We start from the raw sequence: 17,934 nt of genomic DNA on the forward strand, positions 1-17,934 counted from the left end.
CAATAGGGGTGAACTGGCACCCGGAATTCGCAGCCTCGCGTTCGGGCGATACGTGGTGTTCTTCCAGCCCTTGCCAGACGGTATTGATGTCGTTCGCGTTTTACACGGATCACGCGACATTGACGCAAGCTTCGAGCTATAGGCTCTGGCGCACTGCAACTCCAGACGCTGCCGCCTGAGCACCGGACGGGGCAACACGGCCTGCCCCGGCCAAACTCCCCCCGCATGAAAAAACTCGCCCTTGCATTGATCCCCTCACTGCTGCCCATGGCCATCGCGGCCCAGACGCTGGTCTATGTCGGCACCGACACCGGCGGCGAGAGCAAAGGCATCTACGTCTCCACCCTTGACGAGATCACCGGCGCGCTGTCCCCGCCGCTGCTGGCCGCCGCCATCGGCAACCCGGGCTTCCTCACCACGCATCCGAGCAAGCCCGTTGTCTACTCGGTCGCAGCCGGCCGCGCCGCTGATGGGTCCTGGAAAGAGGAAGTTGCCGCGTTCACCGTGCAGGACGACGGCCGCCTGGTGCTGCTCAACACCCGGCCCTCGGGCGGCAACGGCCCTTGCCACATCTCCGTCGATGCCGGTGGGCGCGTGCTGCTGCTGGCCAACTACAACGGGGGCAACGTCGTGTCCTACCCCATCCAGGGCGACGGCAGCCTGGGGCCGGCGGCCTCCACGGTCCAGCATGAGGGCGCCAGCGTCAACCCACAGCGCCAGCAGCAACCCCACCCGCACGGCATCTACCCCGGCCCGACCCAGACCCGCGCCTACGTGCCCGACCTGGGGCTGGACAAGGTGGTTATCTATCGGCTGGACGCGGCGAGCGGCCGGCTCTCGCCGAACGTTCCTGCCTACGCCACCACCGAGCCCGGCGGCGGCCCGCGCCACATGGCCTTCCACCCGAACGGCCGCTACGCCTACGTGAACCTGGAGCTGACCTCCCGCGTGGCCGCCTACCGCGTGGATGCGGTGACCGGCGCGATGGAGGGCTTTCAAGTGCTGTCCAGCCTGCCGCCCGGCACCAAGGCCGAAGGCAACAGCACCGCCGAGATCATGGTCCACCCAGGCGGCCGGTTCCTCTACGTCTCCAACCGCGGGCACGACAGCATCGCGGTGTTCGCCATCGACGCGCAGGACGGGTCACTGCGCTTCATCGAGGCGACGAGCACCGGTGGGCACACGCCGCGCAGTTTTGGCATCGTCCCGGGCGGGCGCTTTCTGGTGGCGGCCAATCATGACAGCGGCAACGTCACCGTTTTTCGTATGAATCCCGAGCACGGCACGCTGTCACGCGTTGGCGGCGAGGTAACGGTTGACCAGCCTGCGTACGTTCGCTTCTTGCGGCGCTAGACGATAGTCATCGCGGCGGCCAAGGCCCCCCTGGGCTATGCCAACCTCCTTGGCGAGGGCAGCGAGCGCCTGTCTGGCGGCCAGCGCCAGCGCATCAGCATCGCTCGTGCGATGCTGAAGAACCCGCCGCATTGGGCGCCACGAAGAGCTGGTGGCTCGCGGCGGGCTGTATGCGAAGCTGGCGGCGATGCAGTTTGGGTTGGTCACGAACGCAGGAGCGGCCTGAGCTATTCCGGCAGCCGCCGCATCCAGCGCGACATGTGGCTCTGGTGGGCAAAGCCGGCCATCAACGCGATCTCACTGAGCGCCCCCGCCCGCTGCTGCACCAGTTGCCGGGCACGCTCGACACGCCGCGACACCACGTAGCGATGCACCGGCATGCCGACGCCGCTGCGAAACAGCCGCTGCAGGCTCCACGGGCTGACGCCCGCCACCCGCGCCAGGCTGGGCAGCGACAGCGGTCGTTCGAGATTCGCCTCGATGTAGTCCTGCACGCGCTGCAGGACCGGGGCTGCGGGCGCCTCCTGCGATGACGGCGCGCGCAGCAGCACCGCCGTGGCAACCGACTGCACAAGGCCGTTACGGAAGTGCTCGCCAAAGGGAGCGTCGGATTGCAGGTCCTGGGCCAGCGCATAGAGCAGCCCCTGCAGGCGCGGCTCGCGCGCCATGTGGACCATGCCGACTTGGACATGCCGGCTGCCCAGGCCCAGCTCGTCCGCCATCCGCTCCAGCCGGGACGGGGCGATCAACACCTCCAGGCTGTTGAAGTCGGACTGGGCCTCAAACCCGTCGGCGGCCCCAGCCGGCACGATGTCCACGTCGCCGCGCGTGCGCAGGAAGGGCAGCCCCGTGCGCAGACAGGCCGTCTTGGTGCTGGCACTGAGATGGAGGACGACGCGGTGGTGGTCCAGCGGCGTGGCGAGCGCCCGACCCGCACGTTCGTGCCGCGACCGCAACGCCATCCCGCTCCGGCTGATCAACTCTGAATGCATGGCGGCAATCTAGCGGGCCGGCCAAATCCCCAGCCGCCGAGGGGCCRTGCCCGAATGTGCCGTCCGCTGCTCTTTTCGTGCGCGACAGGACATGCCCACCGCCCCTACAAACTCGGCATGAACAACATCCTTGTCATCGGCGCGGGCCCCACGGGCTCGAACACTGCGGCCCTCCTTGCGTCGAAGGGCCATCACGTCACGCTGGTCAGCCGGCGCGGAACGCCTGCATCCCACCCGGGTGTGAGGCACGTGGCGGCGGACGTCAACGACCCGCAAACCATGCGCGAACTCGCCACGGGCGTCGACACCCTCATCAACTGCGCGATGCCGGCCTACGACCGCTGGCCCGAGGAATTCCCGCCGATCGGGAGCGCCGCGCTGTCGGTGGCGGCGGCCGTGGGCGCCCGGCTCGTGACCCTGAGCAACGTCTACGGCTACGGCCCTGTCGAAGGACCGCTGCGCGAGAACCATGCGCTGGCGCCCCATACCGTCAAGGGGCGGGTGCGCGCCGGCATGTGGGACCTGGCCCGGCGCAGCGGCGTCCCGGTGGCCGAGGTCCGCGCGAGCGACTTCCTGGGCCACGCGTCGGTGGGCTACTTCAATCTCTTCGTGCTGCCGGCGCTGCTGAAGGGTGAGGAGAGTGTCTTTCCCGGCGACCTCGACGCCGCGCACAGCTGGAGCTTCACGCTGGACGTCGCGGCCACGCTGGCCGCGGCGGCGACATCGCAGCAGTCCTGGGGCCGGGCCTGGCATGTACCGTCCAGCACGGCCTGYGTGCGCGAGCTGGCCAACGCCACCGCCCGCCTGGCGAAGCTGGGCGCACCCAGGCTGCGGCGCATGACGGCCGAGGAGCTGCGGCAGGCGGCCGAGGCTGACACCATGATGGCGGAGGTGGCCGAGATGGTCTACCTGTTCGAGCGCCCGTTCCTGCTGGATGCCAGCGAGACGCAACGCCTGCTGGGCGTGTCAGCCACGCCGCTGGAGCAGGTGCTGGCCGACAACCTGGGGCCCTGCTAGACCAGGCGCCTGCGGAGACAATAGGGGCATGAGCACCCCGCCCCGTCCTCCGCAGCAATACGAAGATTTCATGCGCCATGTGTTCGAGCATGGCGTGCAGAAAAGCGATCGCACCGGCACCGGCACGCGCAGCGTGTTCGGCCACCAGATGCGCTTCGACCTGGCTCTGGGCTTCCCGCTGGTCACCACGAAGAAGGTGCACCTGAAGTCGATCGTGCTGGAGCTGCTGTGGTTCCTGCGCGGCGACAGCAACGCCCGCTGGCTGCAGGAACGCGGCGTGACGATCTGGAACGAGTGGGCGCGCGAGGATGGCGACCTCGGGCCGGTCTATGGCGTGCAGTGGCGCTCCTGGCCGACGCCGGACGGTGGCCACATCGACCAGATCGCCGAGGTCGTGAAGCAGCTGAAAAACAACCCCGACTCACGCCGCATCATCGTCAGTGCCTGGAACGTGGCCGAGCTGTCCAAGATGGCGCTGATGCCCTGCCATGCGTTTTTCCAGTTCTACGTGGCGAACGGGAAACTGAGCTGCCAGCTCTACCAGCGCAGCGCCGACATCTTCCTGGGCGTGCCCTTCAATATTGCGTCATACGCGCTGCTGACGATGATGCTGGCTCAGCAGTGCGACCTTGCCTTGGGCGACTTCATCTGGACCGGTGGCGACYGCCACATCTACGACAACCACGTCGAGCAGGTGCAGACCCAGCTCGCCCGCGAGCCGCGGCCTTACCCGACGATGACAATCAAGCGCCGGCCGGCGTCGATCTTCGACTACGCGTTCGAGGACTTCGAGCTGAGCGGCTACGACCCGCATCCGGCGATCAAGGCGCCGGTGGCGGTATGAGCAAGATCACGTTGGTGGCAGCCGTTGCGAAAGACGGCGCGATCGGGCGCAACAACGCGCTGCTCTGGCACCTCCCCGAAGACATGGTGCATTTCAAGGCGCTGACCCTGGGCAAGCCCGTCGTCATGGRCCGCAAGACCTGGGACTCCATACCCCCGAAGTTCCGTCCACTCCCGGGCCGCCGCAATCTCGTCATCAGCCGTTCGGGGGCCGAACTGCCCGGTGCCGAGGTGTTTGCGAGCCTGAATGCCGCGCTGGCCGCCTGCCAGGACGCGCCCGAGGCCTGCGTCATCGGCGGCGGCGAGATCTACGCGCTGGCCTTGCCGCTGGCTGACAAGCTGGCGCTGACCGAGGTGGATGCCGTCTTCCCGGATGCGGACCGGCATTTCCCGGCCTGGCCGCGAGACCAATTCATCGAAGACCGACGCGAGCCGCACACCGGCGCCAACGGTCTTCGTTTCGATTTTGTTGACTACGTTCTCAAGGAGTAACCCCACATGTCCGGACACGGCTTCCACGTCCACGGCCCGCACGAGCACGAGCTGGAGCATGCGGCCCAGCACGATGCCAAGGGCTTTGCCGGCCAATTGGCCGTCATCACCGCCATCCTGGCCACCCTCGGGGCCGGCTTCTCCTACATGGGCGGTGCGACGCAGGCCAATGCCGGCATCCTGAAAAACGACGCGGCCATCAAGAAGACCGAGGCCGGCAACCAGTGGAACTACTACCAGTCCAAGAGCAGCAAACAGAACCTCGCGGAGCTCGCGCTGGAGCTGAGCCCTAGCGAAGAAGCCAAGACCAAGTACCGCGACAAGGTTGCTCGCTACGAGAAGGAAAAGGCCGAGATCAAGGAGAAGGCCGAGGCGCTGGAAGCCGAGTCCAAGCATTTCGACGAGAAGAGCGAGGCGCAGCTGCACATGCATCACCGCTGGGCCCAGGCGACGACCGCGCTGCAGGTATCCATCGCGCTGGCCGCCATCGCGCTGCTGACCAAGCGCCGCTGGATGGAATGGGCCACCATCGCCGCGGGCGGCATCGGCATCGTGCTGGGTGGATTGGCCGCGGCGCACATCTGACGCCGCCCCAGGACGCCCGGCATGCTCCACCGCATCGACGAAGAGATCACCTTCCGCAAGCTGGAGATCCTGCTGGCCTTCATGGAGAGCGGCAATCTCGCGCGCGCCGCCGAGCGGCTGGGCATCAGCGCGGTCAGCGTGCACCGGGCACTACATTCGCTGGAGACGGGTACGCGCTGCAGCCTGTTCCGGCTGGAGGGCCGCAACCTGYAGCCCAATGACGCGGCCCACGCACTGGCCGACGTGGCCCGCGAGGTGCTGCAGGCCATGGCCCACGGCATCCGCTCGACGCGCGAGATCGCCGGCTACGCGGCCGACCGCATCCGCATCGGCTCGCTGTACTCGCTGACCAGCGGCACCGTGCCGGCCCTCATCATGGCGCTGCGCCTGCGCAAGCCCGACATCCAGACCGAGCTCGTGCTGGGCTCCAACAGCGACCTGCTGCGCAAGCTGCGTGACGGCGCCGTGGACGCGACGGTGATGGGCTTTCCCGAGGGCGCGGCCGACGTCGAATCGCAGCTGCTGTTCGAGGACGAGATCTTCTTCGCCGCACCCGCCGACTCGGCCTACGCCCGCCAGACCGAGGTGGACTTGGGCGCCTGCGCGGACGAGCGTTTCGTGTCGCTGAACGAAGGCTATGTGACGCGCGACCGCTTCGTCGAAGCCTTCCAGGTGGCGGGCTTCGAGCCCAACGTCGTCATGACCACCAGCGACATCTTCTCGCTGATGAACCTGGTGGGCGGCGGCATCGGCTGCACGCTGCTGCCCGGGCGCGTGCGCGGCGTGCTGCCGCGCAGCGTCTGCCTCGTGCCGCTGGCGGCGCGCTATCAGATGCGGCAGAAGATCAGCGTCGTCTTCCTGCGCACGCGGGAGCGTGACCCCAACCTGCTGTCGCTGCTGGCCGCCTGCCGCAGCCACACGGCGGAACTGGAAGCCAACCTCCCGCCGCCGTTGACGCCGGGGCACGGTGGGTAGGGACTACCGCCCACCGAGACGGCACGCTTCTCAAGAACCTTCGATCAATCGACCAGCGCCTGCAGCGCCTTCAGGTCCAGCTGCTGCAGCACGCGCTGCATCGGTTCGGTGAAGATGTCGCCGCCATTCACGGCCACCTTCAGCATCTGCGGCCGGCCAGGGTGGCTGCGGTCCCATGGAAAATCCGGGTCGGGCTTGACCAAGCGCGGGTAGCGGTCCAGCGGCACAGCGGCGTCGTGCAGCCCGTTCAGGCCCAGCAGCGCAGGCGCAGCCAGTTGCTGCGGCGACAGGCCGGCGCGCCAGGCCTCGACGCGGCGAAGCATGGTCTGCAGCGGGTTGGCGTCGACACCGGCGGCTGCCTTGCGGCGGGCCGTGCGTGCCTCGGCTTCGCGGGTGGCTCGCAGTTGGTCGCGCAACTCGACAGTCATCTTTTCGGCCGCGGCCGGGTCCACCTTGCGCAGGCCGGCGGTCACCTTCTGCACCTGGGCTTCGTCAAAGGCCTCGCGCGCRGCAGTGTCGCCCTCGGCCGGCAGGCCCGCGCGGGCGCTGCTGTCCTCCTGCATGCGGCGCTTCAGGTCGCGCAGCGTGAAGTCCACGTACTCGGCGGTGGTCACCGCCACCCAGGGCAGGCGGCCACCGCGCGTGAACACCAGCTGATGGCCGCCGTACAGCGTGTAGCTGTTGAGTTGCCCGGTGGCGGGCAGCTCTCGCCAGGCCTGCAGCTGTTCGTCGCGCAACTCGGCATGGGGCGACTCGAAGAAGCTGGTGGGCGCGTTGATGGCCACCACCACCGCGGCCATCGGCCCGAGACGGTCGGCCTTTGGGTTGACGTCGCAGCGGCCGGGCAGCCACATGCTTTCGCGGTGGTCGCGCAGCAGCAGGCTGCCGCTGCGCGCGGGTGCGTCCCATTGGCCACCCACCTGCCAGCTGCTGCGCAGCCGCGTGCGCGGCAGCTCGTGCAGTTCCCGCTGGGCATGGAGGATCGCGTTGACCCGTTGCAGCGCCTGCCGCATCGGGGCGACGGCGGGGTCGGTGACGCGGCGCTGGTCCGCCGTGGTGGGGTGCTCCGCATCCACCCAGCAGTCGATGGCAGCGGCGGCGGGCGGCGGCACGGCCAGCAGCGCCAACGTGCTCATCGCGGCAGCAGCGCGCGGCAAGGTGTCGTTCAGGAACAGGCGCAGGGCCTTGGTGACTGGCATCTGAAGGTCGAAGCGGAATGAGGGATTCATGGTCGACGGATGGCGATAGCGAGGCGCCAGTGTTGCGACCCGCCAGGGCGCTGTCATCGCTCTGAAGAGCCATCGCGGCCGTGGCATGCATGGCTCTCCGATGACTGCCGCCATGGCCTGTCGGGCGGATGGCAGCCGCGCACCCGGTCGGCACAGTGCCGCCACCCCAATCGACCGGAGTCCACATGACCACCACTGCTTCCCGTTTCCCCCTCTCCCTGCTGATCGCCGCTGCGTTGACCGCCTGTGGCGGTGGCGGCACCGATGCCGCCACCGGCAGCCCGGCCCCCACGCCGCAAACGCCGACGCCCMCCACACCGCCGCCCGCCGCAGCTGGGTTCAGCTTCACGCTGGACACGAGCAAGGCCATCGTCTGGCAGGGCCAGCAGGCCAGCGTCGCCGTCGCCGTGCAGCGCGATGCCGGCTTCACGGACGCCATCCAGTTCAGCGCCGAAGACATGCCCGCCGGCGCAACGACCGCAGCGCTCAGCGTGCCCGCCGGCAGCAACGCCGGCACGCTGACGCTGCAGGCCGCCACCACGGCACCGCACTCGCTGCCGACCAGCGTCACGATCAAGGGCGCTGGCGGCACGGCCAACGCCAGCAAGCCCCTGACGGTGACGGTGCGCGGCCAGGCGGGTGACATCGACACCAGCTTCGGCGGTGGCACGCTGGTGACGCCGGGCGGCATCACCGACGACTACGTGCGCGGCGTGACGGTGCAGGCCGACGGCAAGGCCGTCGTGGCCGGCTTCGGCGTCTTCGGCTCCACCACCGGCACGGACTTCATGGTGGTGCGCCACCTGCGCGACGGCGGCCTGGATCCGAGCTTCGGCAACGGCGGCAAGGTCAGCACCGCGTTCAACAACGGTGGCCGCAGCGATGAGGCCCAGGCCGTGGCCGTGCAGGCCGACGGCAAGATCCTCGTCGCCGGCAGCAGCGACCAGGGCGCCAGCGGCTATGACTTCGCGCTGGCCCGCTACAACGCCGACGGCACGCTGGACACGACCTTCGGCAGCGGCGGCCGCGTGACGACCTCCTTCGGCAACGGCGCCGACAAGGCCTACGCCCTGCTGCTGCAGCCCGACGGCAAGATCGTCCTCGGCGGCGACAGCAGCCAGGGCGCCAACGGCAGCGACTTCGCAATGGCCCGCTACAACGCCGACGGTAGCCTCGACGCCAGCTTCGGCAACGGCGGCAAGGTGCTGACCGCCATCGGCAGCGACGGCGCGCGCGAGACCATCTATGCGCTGGCGCTGCAGACCGCGGCGGGCGTGTCGCGCATCGTCGCCGCCGGCGGCGAGGGAGACTTCATCGCCGCCGCCTACCGCGCCGACGGCACGCTGGATGCCGGCTTTGGCACCGCCGGCATCGTGCGCAGCCTGTTCGGCAGCATCACCGGCGCCGCTCGCGGCGTCGTCGTCACGGCCGACGGCAAGCTAGTGCTGGCCGGCCACCGCGACCACGATTTCGCCGCCGTGCGCCTGCTGCCCAACGGCGGCATGGATGCCAGCTTCGGCACCGGGGGCCGTGCCGTCGTCGCGGTCAGCGCCGACAACTGGGACGAAGCCACCGCCCTCGTGCAGCAGGCCGATGGCCGGCTGCTGCTCGGCGGCTGGATGTACACCGGCAACAGCTCCAGCGCCGACACCGTGCTGCTGCGGCTGAACAGCGACGGCAGCCGCGACACCGGCTTCTCCCCCAACGGCATCCGCGTCACCGCGGTGGCCAGCGGCATCCGCACCGACAGCGGCCGCGCCTTGGCCCTGCAGCCCGACGAGCGCGTGCCCACGGTGCGCGTGCTGCAGGCCGGCGAAGCCAGCGGCAACAGCGACCTCGACGTCGTGCTGATGCGCCACTGGCTCTGAGCCCCGACGCGCCGCCGCAACCTTACTGGAGCCCTCATGTTCTCGTCTCGACGCCTGGCACCCCTGTGTGCCGCCCTGTTCATCCTCGCCGGCTGCGGCGGTGGTTCCGACCCGGCCACGCCCGGAAATCCGGGCACGCCCACAATCCCGCCCACCCCGTCCACACCGGCCCCCGACGCGCAGATGTCGGCGCTGTCCGGCTCGGCGCAACACGCCACCGTCTCCTGGACCGGCGGCAATGCGGGTACCGCCTGGCGCCTGGAGCGCCGCCGCGAAGACGGTGGCGACTACGCCCTCGTCGCCGAGGTGGACAGCGGCGCGGGCCTCTGGCTGGACAGTGGGCTCGGTGCCGACACCGCTTACACCTATCGCCTCAGTCGCGCCGACGGCAGCGTGCTGGCCACGGCAACCGCCCGCACCGGCAGCGAGGCGGTGCTGACGACCGCGGCCCCGACGGCCGTGGGCGCGGGCATCCCGCTGCCCTACAAGCCGACGACAACCAGCCTGCGCCTGGCGGACGGCAGCCTGCAGCTCGACCTCCCCGCCGGCAGCCTGAGCCAGGCCGGCACCGCGACACTGCAGCCCGTCACCAATCCGCTGGCCGACGGCATCGGCCCGGGGTTGAGCTTCAGCCTGCCCGAGCGCCCGGCCCGCACGCTGACGCTGTCGATGCGTTACGGCGCCGACGAGGACGTCGACGAGGTGCTGCAGGACCGCATCGCGCTGCGCCAGGCCGATGGCAGCTGGTGGCTGCTGCCGTTGGCTGCCCATGACGAGGGCCAGCGCCTGTTGCAGGTCAGCCTGCCGCCCAGCCTGTGGGTGGAGGAGCAGCCCGCGGCGTCCGCGCAGCTGGCTCGTGCGGCGGCCACCTCGGTACGCGGCGTCAAGGGCCAGTTTGTGCGCGTGAAGGCGCACAAGCTCGTGCCCGCCTCGGCCAGCGTGCGTACCCTCGGCAGCCAGCGCTTCGTGCCCGTCAGCATCTATGTGATGCGCGGCAGCCAGCCCTGTGAGACGCAGACTGGCGAGGAGTTCTGCCTGCCCACGCCGGTGCTGCGCGACGTGCAGGTGCCGGTGCTGAACACCAAGGCCGGCTTCCAGCGCCAGTGGACGCTGGAAGGCAGCACGACGCCCGCCGCCACCTTGGGCACGCTGGCCACCGAGCCCCAAGCCGGCATGGTCTACACCGCGCCRGCCCTGGTACCGGCCACCAATCCGCTCACGCTGCGCTTCAGCAGCATCAACAACAGCAACGGGCGCCGCCTGGCGTTGAGCGCGAAGATCCGCGTCACCGAAGATGCCTGGGTCGGCAAGCTGGAGGCCTTCGTCGGCGATCTCGGGGCGGGCCACAAGTACAACCTCGACACGCGTTGGACCCTTGATGCCGCGCTGAGCACCGCGACCCGCCGCGTCTACCACCCCACCGGCAATKCCGAGCACCTCTACACGGTGGTGGATCCAGTCTGCCAGCACACGGTCACGCCCACGCACATCCCGCTCGCGCAGGCCCAGGCCACCGGCCAGCTCATCGTCGATGAATCCACCAGCCCGGCGCGCTACAAGCTGGACCTGGCCACGCTGTGGAATTCGACGATGACCGTCAGCTGCCCGACCGGCAGCACCAGCGCGCCGACCAAAGCCGGGCATGTGTGGACCGCCGAGGGCGTCGTCACGCAAGGCCGCATCGCGGGCTCCGACAACGGTCTGGGCGAGCGCAGCTGGGCACTGGGGCGCCCGCAGTGAAATCGTTCGTCGCGTTCAGGGTTTACCCAGAATCGTTGCGGTCGGCGTAAACGTCGGCCGGCGAGGTTGATTGATCGTCCCGAGGGCCGCTCCCACACTGCGGCCGCATACCGCCACTGAATGGCGGACCTGGAGACATCAAGTGACCCTCAATCGCCGTCAATGGCTGGCCGCCACCGCTGGCACCACCACCTCCCTCTGGCTGCCCAGCGCCCACGCCCAGGCGGGCGCGCTGAAGATCTCGCACCAGTTCCCCAGCGGCACGCTCACCGAGGGCGACTTCCGCGACCGCTTGTGCCGCAAGTTCGCCGCCGAGGTGGAGAAGCGCAGCAGCGGCGCATTGAAGGCCTCGGTCTACCCGGGCTCGTCGCTGATGAAGACCAATGCCCAGTTCTCGGCCCTGCGCAAGGGCGCGCTGGACATGAGCCTGGTGCCGCTGTCCTATGCCGGCGGCGAGGTGGCCGAGACCAATGCCGGGCTGATGCCGGCCCTGGTGCCCAGCTACGAGCAGGGCGCGGCGTGGAAGACGGCGGAGGTGGGCAAGCTGTTGTCCAAGGTGCTGGACGACAAGGGCGTCCTCATCGTCAGCTGGGTCTGGCAGGCCGGCGGCGTGGCCAGCCGGGCACGGCCGCTGGTGACGCCGGACGACGCCAAGGGCCTGAAGGTGCGCGGCGGCAGCCGCGAGATGGACATGATGCTGAAACAGGCCGGCGCCTCGGTCATCACGCTGCCGTCCAATGAGATCTATGCCGCCATGCAGACCGGCGCCATGGACGCGGCCATGACCTCGTCCACCAGCTTCATCTCCTTCAAGCTCGAAGAGATCGCCAAGCACCTGACCTCGGGCCGGCAGCGCACCTACTGGTTCATGTTCGAGCCGCTGATGATCTCCAAGGAGGTCTTCAACAAGCTGCCCAAGGCCCAGCAGGACATCGTCATGGCCGTCGGCGCCGAGCTGGAAGTCTTTGCCCGCGATGCCGCCAAGGCTGACGACCAGGCCGCCGCCGCAATCTACGCCAAGGCCGGCGCCAAGGTCTACGACATGGACGAGCCGACGTTGAAGAAGTGGCAGGCCATCGCACGCGACACCGCGTGGAAGGACTTCGGCGAGAAGAACGAATCCTGCGCCGCCATCCTCAAGGCCGCTCAGAAGCTGCTGTGAGCACGCCATGAGTCACGGATTCGAAATGGGACCGGCGGCGGTCGCCGGCATCGACCCAGACACGCCCGCCCTGCTGCGCCCCATCGCGCGCGGCTTGAACTTCATCAACCACGCCATGGTCGTGCTCGGCATGCTGGCCCTGCTGGTGGCGTCCTGCGTGCTGACCTACAGCGTCGTGTCGCGCTATGTGATGAAGGCGTCGACGGATTGGCAGGACGAGGCGGCGGTTTTCTGCCTGGTCGGCGCCACCTTCCTGTGYGGCGCCTTCGTGCAGTCGCTGCGCGGCCACGTCGGCATCGAGGCCATCGCCGGCCTGCTGCCCCGCGCCGTGAACCGCCTGCGCCTGATGCTCGTGGACCTGATGGGCACCGCCTTCTGCGCCTTCTTCGCCTGGAAGTCGTGGACGCTGTTCCACGAGGCCTGGGTCGACGGCCAGACCACCTCGTCTTCCTGGGCGCCGCCGCTGTCGATTCCCTACGGCCTGATGTCCGTGGGCATGACGCTGCTGAGCCTGCAGCTGCTGGTGCAGCTCACGGCGCGCGTGAACGGCCTCTTCAAATCCAATTCAGGAGTCGCAGCATGAGCATGCTCGTCCTCGGCTCGCTGTTCGGCGTCGTCACGCTGCTGTTCATGTTCTCGGGCGCGCCGATCGCGTTCGCGCTCGGCAGCGTCGCGGTGCTGTTCATGGCCATCTTTATGCCGGCCTCGGCGCTGGACACGGTCACGCAGAACGTCTACGAGGAGATGGCCAGCATCACGCTGCTGTCCATTCCCCTCTTCATCTTGAAGGGCGCGGCCATCGGCAAGTCACGCGCCGGCCAGGACCTCTACGCCGCCATGCATGTGTGGATGGGCCGCATCCCCGGCGGCCTGGGTATTGCCAATGTGTTCGCCTGCGCGCTGTTCGCGGCCATGGCCGGCTCCAGCCCGGCCACCTGCTCGGCCATCGGCAGCGCCGGCATCCCGGAGATGCGCAAGCGCGGCTACTCGCCCGGCTTTGCGGCCGGCATCATCGCTGCCGGCGGCACCCTGGGCATCCTGCTGCCGCCGTCCATCACGATGATCCTGTACGCAGTGGCGGCCGAGCAGTCGCTGGGCCGGCTGTTCCTGGCCGGCATCATGCCGGGCGTGCTGCTGGTGGCGCTGTTCGCCGGCTACGCGGCGCTGCGCTACCGCAAGGAGTACGCGCTGGCCGAGGCCGAATACAAGCGCACCGGTGCCGCCTCGGCGCTGCTGGCCAACGAGACCTTCACCAACCGCCAGAAGTTCGAGATGCTGCCGCGCGTCGTGCCCTTCGTGCTGCTGCTGATCGGCGTCATGGTGGCGCTGTATGGCGGCTTCGCGACACCGTCGGAAACGGCCGGCCTTGGCGCGCTGCTGGCGCTGGCGCTGATCGCCGTCATCTACGGCGTGTGGCGGCCCAAGGACGTGGCGCCCATCCTCCAGTCGACGCTGAAGGAATCGACCATGMTGATGCTCATCATCGGCATGTCGCTGCTGTTCTCCTACGTGATGAGCTATCTGCACATCAGCCAGTCGGCGGCGGAGTGGATCGTCGGCATGCAGCTGTCCAAGTGGGTGCTGCTGGCCGCGGTGCTGCTGATGGTCATCCTGCTGGGCTTCTTCCTACCGCCGGTCAGCATCATCCTGATGACGGCACCCATCATCCTGCCGCCGCTGAAGGCCGCCGGCTTCGACCTGATCTGGTTCGGCATCCTGATGACCATCGTCATGGAGACCGGCCTCATCCACCCACCGGTGGGGCTGAACATCTTTGTCATCAAGAACATCGCGCCCGACATCGACCTGCGCGACATCATCTGGGGCGTGCTGCCCTTCGTCGTGCTGATGTTGCTGGCGGTGCTGCTGATCTGCATCTTCCCGGGCATTGCCACTGCTCTGCCGGACGCGGTCATGGGCGTCGCCGCCAAGGCGCATTGAGGAGCCGGCCATGAATGCTCCCGCCTGGAACCTGCGCGACCGCCAGCGCCGCGAGCGGCTCTCGCGGGCGGCCGAACTCACCGGCGTACAGGGCCGGCGCGTGGCGACCGACGCCATCGTGCCGCTGCTGGAGGCCGTGCTGCAGCCCGGCGACCGTGTCTGCCTGGAAGGCAATAACCAGAAGCAGGCCGACTTCCTCGCCCAGTCGCTCACGCAGGTGGACCCGCAGCGCGTGCGCGACCTGCACATGGTGCAGTCGGTGCTGGCCCTGCCCGAGCACCTGGACGTGTTCGAGAGCGGCATCGCCAAGCGGCTCGACTTCAGCTTCTCCGGCCCGCAGGGTGCGCGCCTGGCCAAGCTGGTCGCGGCGGGTGGCATCGAGATCGGCGCCATCCACACCTACCTGGAACTGTTCGCGCGCTACTTCGTCGACCTGACGCCCAAGGTCGCGCTGGTGGCCGCCCACGCCGCGGATGCGCAAGGCAACCTCTACACCGGCCCCAACACTGAGGACACGCCGGCCATCGTCGAGGCCACGGCCTTCTCGGGCGGCATCGTCATCGCTCAGGTCAACGAGATCGTCGACACGTTGCCGCGCATCGACATCCCGGCCGACTGGGTGGACTTCGTCGTGCAGGCGCCGCGGCCCAACCTTGTCGAGCCGCTGTTCACCCGCGACCCGGCGCAGATCAGCGAGATCCAGGTGCTGATGGCCATGATGGCCATCAAGGGCATCTATGCCGAGTACGGCGTGCAGCGCCTGAACCACGGCATCGGCTTCGACACCGCGGCCATCGAGCTGCTGCTGCCCACCTATGCCGAGTCGCTCGGCCTCAAGGGCAAGATCTGCAAGCACTGGGCGTTGAACCCACACCCGGCGCTCATTCCCGCCATCGAGGCCGGTTGGGTGGAGTCCATCCACTCCTTCGGCTCCGAGCTCGGCATGGAGGACTACATCCGTGCCCGGTCCGACGTCTTCTTCACCGGCACCGACGGCAGCCTGCGCAGCAACCGCGCCTTCTGCCAGGCCGCCGGCCATTACGCCTGCGACCTCTTCATCGGCTCCACGCTGCAGATCGACCTGCAGGGCAACAGCTCCACCGCCACGCTGGGCCGCATCACCGGCTTTGGTGGCGCGCCCAATATGGGCGCCGACGCGCGCGGCCGCCGCCACRCCAGCCCCGCGTGGCTGAAGGCCGGTGCCGAGGCCCGTGCGGGAAGGCAAGGCGCCGCCGGCACGCCTCGTGGCCAGAAGCTGGTGGTGCAGATGGTGGAGACCTTCCGCGAACACATGCAGCCCGCCTTCGTCGAACGACTCGACGCGTGGACACTGCAGGAGCAGGCCGGCATGGCCCTGCCGCCCATCATGATCTACGGCGACGACGTCAGCCACATCCTGACCGAGGAAGGCATCGCCAACCTGCTGCTGTGCCGCAGCGACGAGGAGCGCGAGCAGGCCATCCGCGGCGTGGCGGGCTACACGGCGGTGGGTCTGGCGCGGGATGCGCGCATGGTCGAGAACCTGCGCGACCGTGGTGTCATCAAGCGGCCTGCCGACCTCGGCATCGATCCGCGCGACGCCACGCGCAACCTGCTGGCCGCGCGCAGCATGCGCGACCTCGTGCGCGCCTCGGGTGGCCTGTACAGCCCGCCCAAGCGTTTCCGCAACTGGTGAGGACAAGATGACCACCCCTGGCCTCGAAACCCTGGACTACGCCTTCACCGGCACACGGCCCGCCGGCAGCTTCACGCCGGTGCTGGTCGGCGTCGTCGGCTCCGGCAACCTCGAAGTGCTGCTGGAGCCCGCGGCCGGCAGCGACTGCCGCATCCACATCGAAACCTCGGCGCGCGGCTTCGGCACCATCTGGTCGGCCGTCGTCAGCGACTTCCACCAGCGCCACCAGCTCGCCGGCGTGCAGCTGTCCATCCACGACATGGGCGCCACGCCCGCCGTCGTCAGCCTGCGGCTGGACCAGGCCGCGCAGGAGCTGCAGCCGTGATGTCCTATGCGGAATGCTCGGCACGCGAGCGCCTGGCCCTGGTCGTCGATACCGGCAGCTTCTACGAGTGGCTGCCGCCCGCGATGCGGCTGACCAGCCCCCACCTGGCGCAGCTTGGCGTGCCCTCCTCTTTCGACGACGGCGTGGCCATTGGCCGCGCAACGCTGGCTGGTCAGGAGATCTTCGTCGCCGCGCAGGAAGGCCAGTTCATGGGCGGCGGCGTCGGCGAAGTGCATGGCGCCAAGCTCGTCGGCCTGCTGAAGCGCGCGCTGCGCGACCAGCCACGGGCCGTGCTGCTGCTGGCCGAGTCGGGTGGCGTGCGCCTGCACGAAGCCAACGCCGGGCTCATCGCTGTCTCCGAGGTGATGCGCGCGCTGCTTGATGTGCGCGCGGCAGGCATCCCGGTCATCGTGCTGATCGGCGGCGCCAATGGCTGCTTCGGCGGCATGGGCATCGTCGCGCGCTGCGCCGACCACATCGTCATGAGCGACCTGGGGCGCCTGGCCATGTCCGGCCCCGAAGTCATCGAGGCTTCGCATGGCGTCGAGGAGTTCGACTCACGCGACCGAGCGCTGGTGTGGCGCACGACCGGCGGCAAGCACCGCTGGCTGAGTGGCGACTGCGACGTGCTGGTGGAAGACGACGTGGCCGAGTTCCGCGCGGCAGCCATTGCGGCGCTGGATTCGGGGCGGCCGGTCACGCTGGAACTGCTGGAAGCCGAGCACGCGCGGCTGAGTGCGCGGCTCACTTTCGACGGCTCCGAAGCCATTGCGTTGTGGGCTTCGCTCGGCGTGCAGAGCGCCTCCCACGTGCCCGACCTCGACGTGGCCGGTGTGCTGGCCCTGGGAGCCCGCTGATGGACTGGCAGACGCTTGCAACCCAACTCTTCGGCGCCGATCACGGCATCACGCGCGACGGTGATTTCCTGCGCGGCGAGGTCGAGTTCGACGGCGAGCCCATCGCCGTCATCGGCACCACCAACCACGCACCCATCGGCGTGCAGCTCGCGCTGACCCAGGCCCGCGCAGTGCTGGACACGATGGCCCAGCACCCCGGCCGCGCCATCCTGCTGCTGATCGACACCCAAGGCCAGCAGCTGCGCCGCCGCGACGAGCTGCTGGGCATCAACCGCGCGATGGCCCATCTGGGCATGACGATCGACCTCGCCCGCCGGCGCGGCCACCGCGTGCTGGGCCTCGTCTACGACCAAGCCTTGTCCGGCGGCTTCATCACCTCGGGCCTCATCGCCGACGCCTGCGACGCACTGCCCGAGGCCGAGATCCGCGTCATGCGCCTGCCGGCCATGGCGCGCGTGACCAAGCTGCCCGAGGCGTTGCTGGCGCAACTGTCCGAATCCAATCCGGTGTTCGCGCCCGGCGTGGACAACTACGTCGCCATGGGCGGCGTGCGCCGGCTCTGGCAGGGCGACCTGGCCCAGGCCCTGCGCGAGGCGCTGGCGGATGCGCCGACCGATGACCGGCGTGCTGAAGATGGCGCCGCGCGCGGCGGGCGGCAGATGGCCGCAGCGGTCGCGCAGCGGGTGCTCGACGCCGCCTGAACCATGGCCGCGCTACATCGCCACCAGATCGCCTGGCTGTCGGCCGTGGGCTGGCAGGGCCTGCTCGGCGGCAGTTGGGACGCCGAAGCCCTCGACTGCCTGGGTCACTGGGCTGCGCGAGGCCTGCCCCTCGTCGTCACGCGCCAACGCGACGACGACGGCATTGCGTTGGGCCTGTG

Annotated in this window: 18 protein-coding genes and 2 pseudogenes; 18 read left to right on the forward strand and 2 right to left on the reverse strand. The window is 69.2% G+C overall.

What is annotated here, in order from left to right:
* Nucleotides 1-25 precede the first annotated feature (25 nt).
* The 3 genes and pseudogenes from ACXJKR_RS07555 to ACXJKR_RS07565 form a co-directional block, all read left to right on the forward strand.
* A complete protein-coding gene (locus ACXJKR_RS07555) occupies nt 26-142 on the forward strand; it encodes a type II toxin-antitoxin system RelE/ParE family toxin (RefSeq protein WP_457322091.1) in 117 nt (38 codons plus the stop codon).
* An 83-nt stretch (nt 143-225) separates the two neighbouring features.
* Nucleotides 226-1,353 (forward strand): lactonase family protein, encoded by a 1,128-nt coding sequence (locus ACXJKR_RS07560; protein WP_457322059.1) that lies wholly within the window; start codon nt 226-228, stop codon nt 1,351-1,353.
* Nucleotides 1,354-1,359: 6 nt separating this feature from the next.
* Nucleotides 1,360-1,482: pseudogene (locus ACXJKR_RS07565) on the forward strand (ATP-binding cassette domain-containing protein); the annotation flags it as partial.
* A 98-nt stretch (nt 1,483-1,580) separates the two neighbouring features.
* On the opposite strand, the gene ACXJKR_RS07570 reads toward ACXJKR_RS07565, so the two are convergent.
* The gene (locus ACXJKR_RS07570; RefSeq protein WP_457322061.1) at nt 1,581-2,315 is read right to left on the reverse strand and encodes a helix-turn-helix domain-containing protein; all 735 of its coding nucleotides are present in this window, start codon (nt 2,313-2,315) and stop codon (nt 1,581-1,583) included.
* Between the two features lie 147 nt (nt 2,316-2,462).
* Between ACXJKR_RS07570 and ACXJKR_RS07575 the strand changes: the two genes are divergently transcribed.
* From ACXJKR_RS07575 to ACXJKR_RS07595, 5 genes are read left to right on the forward strand one after another with little or no spacing between them, the layout of a single operon-like run.
* Nucleotides 2,463-3,362, forward strand: coding sequence for an NAD-dependent epimerase/dehydratase family protein (locus ACXJKR_RS07575; protein WP_457322063.1), 900 nt, complete (start codon nt 2,463-2,465; stop codon nt 3,360-3,362).
* 28 nt (nt 3,363-3,390) lie between these two features.
* On the forward strand, nt 3,391-4,206 hold the full coding sequence (locus ACXJKR_RS07580; protein WP_457322065.1) for a thymidylate synthase: 816 nt from the start codon (nt 3,391-3,393) through the stop codon (nt 4,204-4,206).
* On the forward strand, nt 4,203-4,697 hold the full coding sequence (locus ACXJKR_RS07585; RefSeq protein WP_457322067.1) for a dihydrofolate reductase: 495 nt from the start codon (nt 4,203-4,205) through the stop codon (nt 4,695-4,697). Before ACXJKR_RS07580 ends, ACXJKR_RS07585 begins: the two co-directional genes overlap by 4 nt.
* A 6-nt stretch (nt 4,698-4,703) precedes the next feature.
* Nucleotides 4,704-5,282, forward strand: a complete 579-nt coding sequence (locus tag ACXJKR_RS07590; protein WP_457322069.1) for a DUF4337 domain-containing protein — start codon at nt 4,704-4,706, stop codon at nt 5,280-5,282.
* Nucleotides 5,283-5,303: 21 nt separating this feature from the next.
* Entirely contained in the window at nt 5,304-6,257 is a 954-nt protein-coding gene (locus tag ACXJKR_RS07595; RefSeq protein WP_457322070.1) for a LysR family transcriptional regulator, read from the forward strand.
* Between the two features lie 44 nt (nt 6,258-6,301).
* Here the strand turns inward: ACXJKR_RS07595 and ACXJKR_RS07600 are convergent, their stop codons facing one another.
* Nucleotides 6,302-7,486: a hypothetical protein gene (locus ACXJKR_RS07600; protein ID WP_457322072.1), complete on the reverse strand. Its 1,185-nt coding sequence runs from the start codon at nt 7,484-7,486 to the stop codon at nt 6,302-6,304.
* Between the two features lie 185 nt (nt 7,487-7,671).
* Between ACXJKR_RS07600 and ACXJKR_RS07605 the strand changes: the two genes are divergently transcribed.
* The 10 genes and pseudogenes from ACXJKR_RS07605 to ACXJKR_RS07650 form a co-directional block, all read left to right on the forward strand.
* On the forward strand, nt 7,672-9,354 hold the full coding sequence (locus tag ACXJKR_RS07605) for a hypothetical protein (protein ID WP_457322074.1): 1,683 nt from the start codon (nt 7,672-7,674) through the stop codon (nt 9,352-9,354).
* A gap of 36 nt (nt 9,355-9,390) precedes the next feature.
* A complete protein-coding gene (locus tag ACXJKR_RS07610; protein WP_457322076.1) occupies nt 9,391-11,094 on the forward strand; it encodes a hypothetical protein in 1,704 nt (567 codons plus the stop codon).
* Nucleotides 11,095-11,236: 142 nt separating this feature from the next.
* Nucleotides 11,237-12,256 (forward strand): TRAP transporter substrate-binding protein DctP, encoded by a 1,020-nt coding sequence (gene dctP / locus ACXJKR_RS07615; RefSeq protein WP_457322078.1) that lies wholly within the window; start codon nt 11,237-11,239, stop codon nt 12,254-12,256.
* A gap of 7 nt (nt 12,257-12,263) precedes the next feature.
* Nucleotides 12,264-12,839, forward strand: a complete 576-nt coding sequence (locus ACXJKR_RS07620) for a TRAP transporter small permease (RefSeq protein WP_457322080.1) — start codon at nt 12,264-12,266, stop codon at nt 12,837-12,839.
* Nucleotides 12,836-14,197, forward strand: coding sequence for a TRAP transporter large permease (locus ACXJKR_RS07625; RefSeq protein ID WP_457322082.1), 1,362 nt, complete (start codon nt 12,836-12,838; stop codon nt 14,195-14,197). Before ACXJKR_RS07620 ends, ACXJKR_RS07625 begins: the two co-directional genes overlap by 4 nt.
* Nucleotides 14,198-14,207: 10 nt before the next feature.
* On the forward strand, nt 14,208-15,872 hold the full coding sequence (gene mdcA / locus ACXJKR_RS07630; protein ID WP_457322084.1) for a malonate decarboxylase subunit alpha: 1,665 nt from the start codon (nt 14,208-14,210) through the stop codon (nt 15,870-15,872).
* A 7-nt stretch (nt 15,873-15,879) separates the two neighbouring features.
* Nucleotides 15,880-16,197, forward strand: a complete 318-nt coding sequence (gene mdcC, locus ACXJKR_RS07635) for a malonate decarboxylase acyl carrier protein (RefSeq protein ID WP_457322086.1) — start codon at nt 15,880-15,882, stop codon at nt 16,195-16,197.
* Entirely contained in the window at nt 16,194-17,054 is an 861-nt protein-coding gene (locus tag ACXJKR_RS07640; RefSeq protein ID WP_457322087.1) for a biotin-independent malonate decarboxylase subunit beta, read from the forward strand. Before mdcC ends, ACXJKR_RS07640 begins: the two co-directional genes overlap by 4 nt.
* Nucleotides 17,054-17,755 (forward strand): biotin-independent malonate decarboxylase subunit gamma, encoded by a 702-nt coding sequence (locus tag ACXJKR_RS07645; RefSeq protein WP_457322089.1) that lies wholly within the window; start codon nt 17,054-17,056, stop codon nt 17,753-17,755. Before ACXJKR_RS07640 ends, ACXJKR_RS07645 begins: the two co-directional genes overlap by 1 nt.
* Nucleotides 17,756-17,758: 3 nt before the next feature.
* Nucleotides 17,759-17,934: pseudogene (locus ACXJKR_RS07650) on the forward strand (malonate decarboxylase holo-[acyl-carrier-protein] synthase); the annotation flags it as partial.

It is taken from the genome of Roseateles sp. P5_E11, assembly GCF_054049355.1.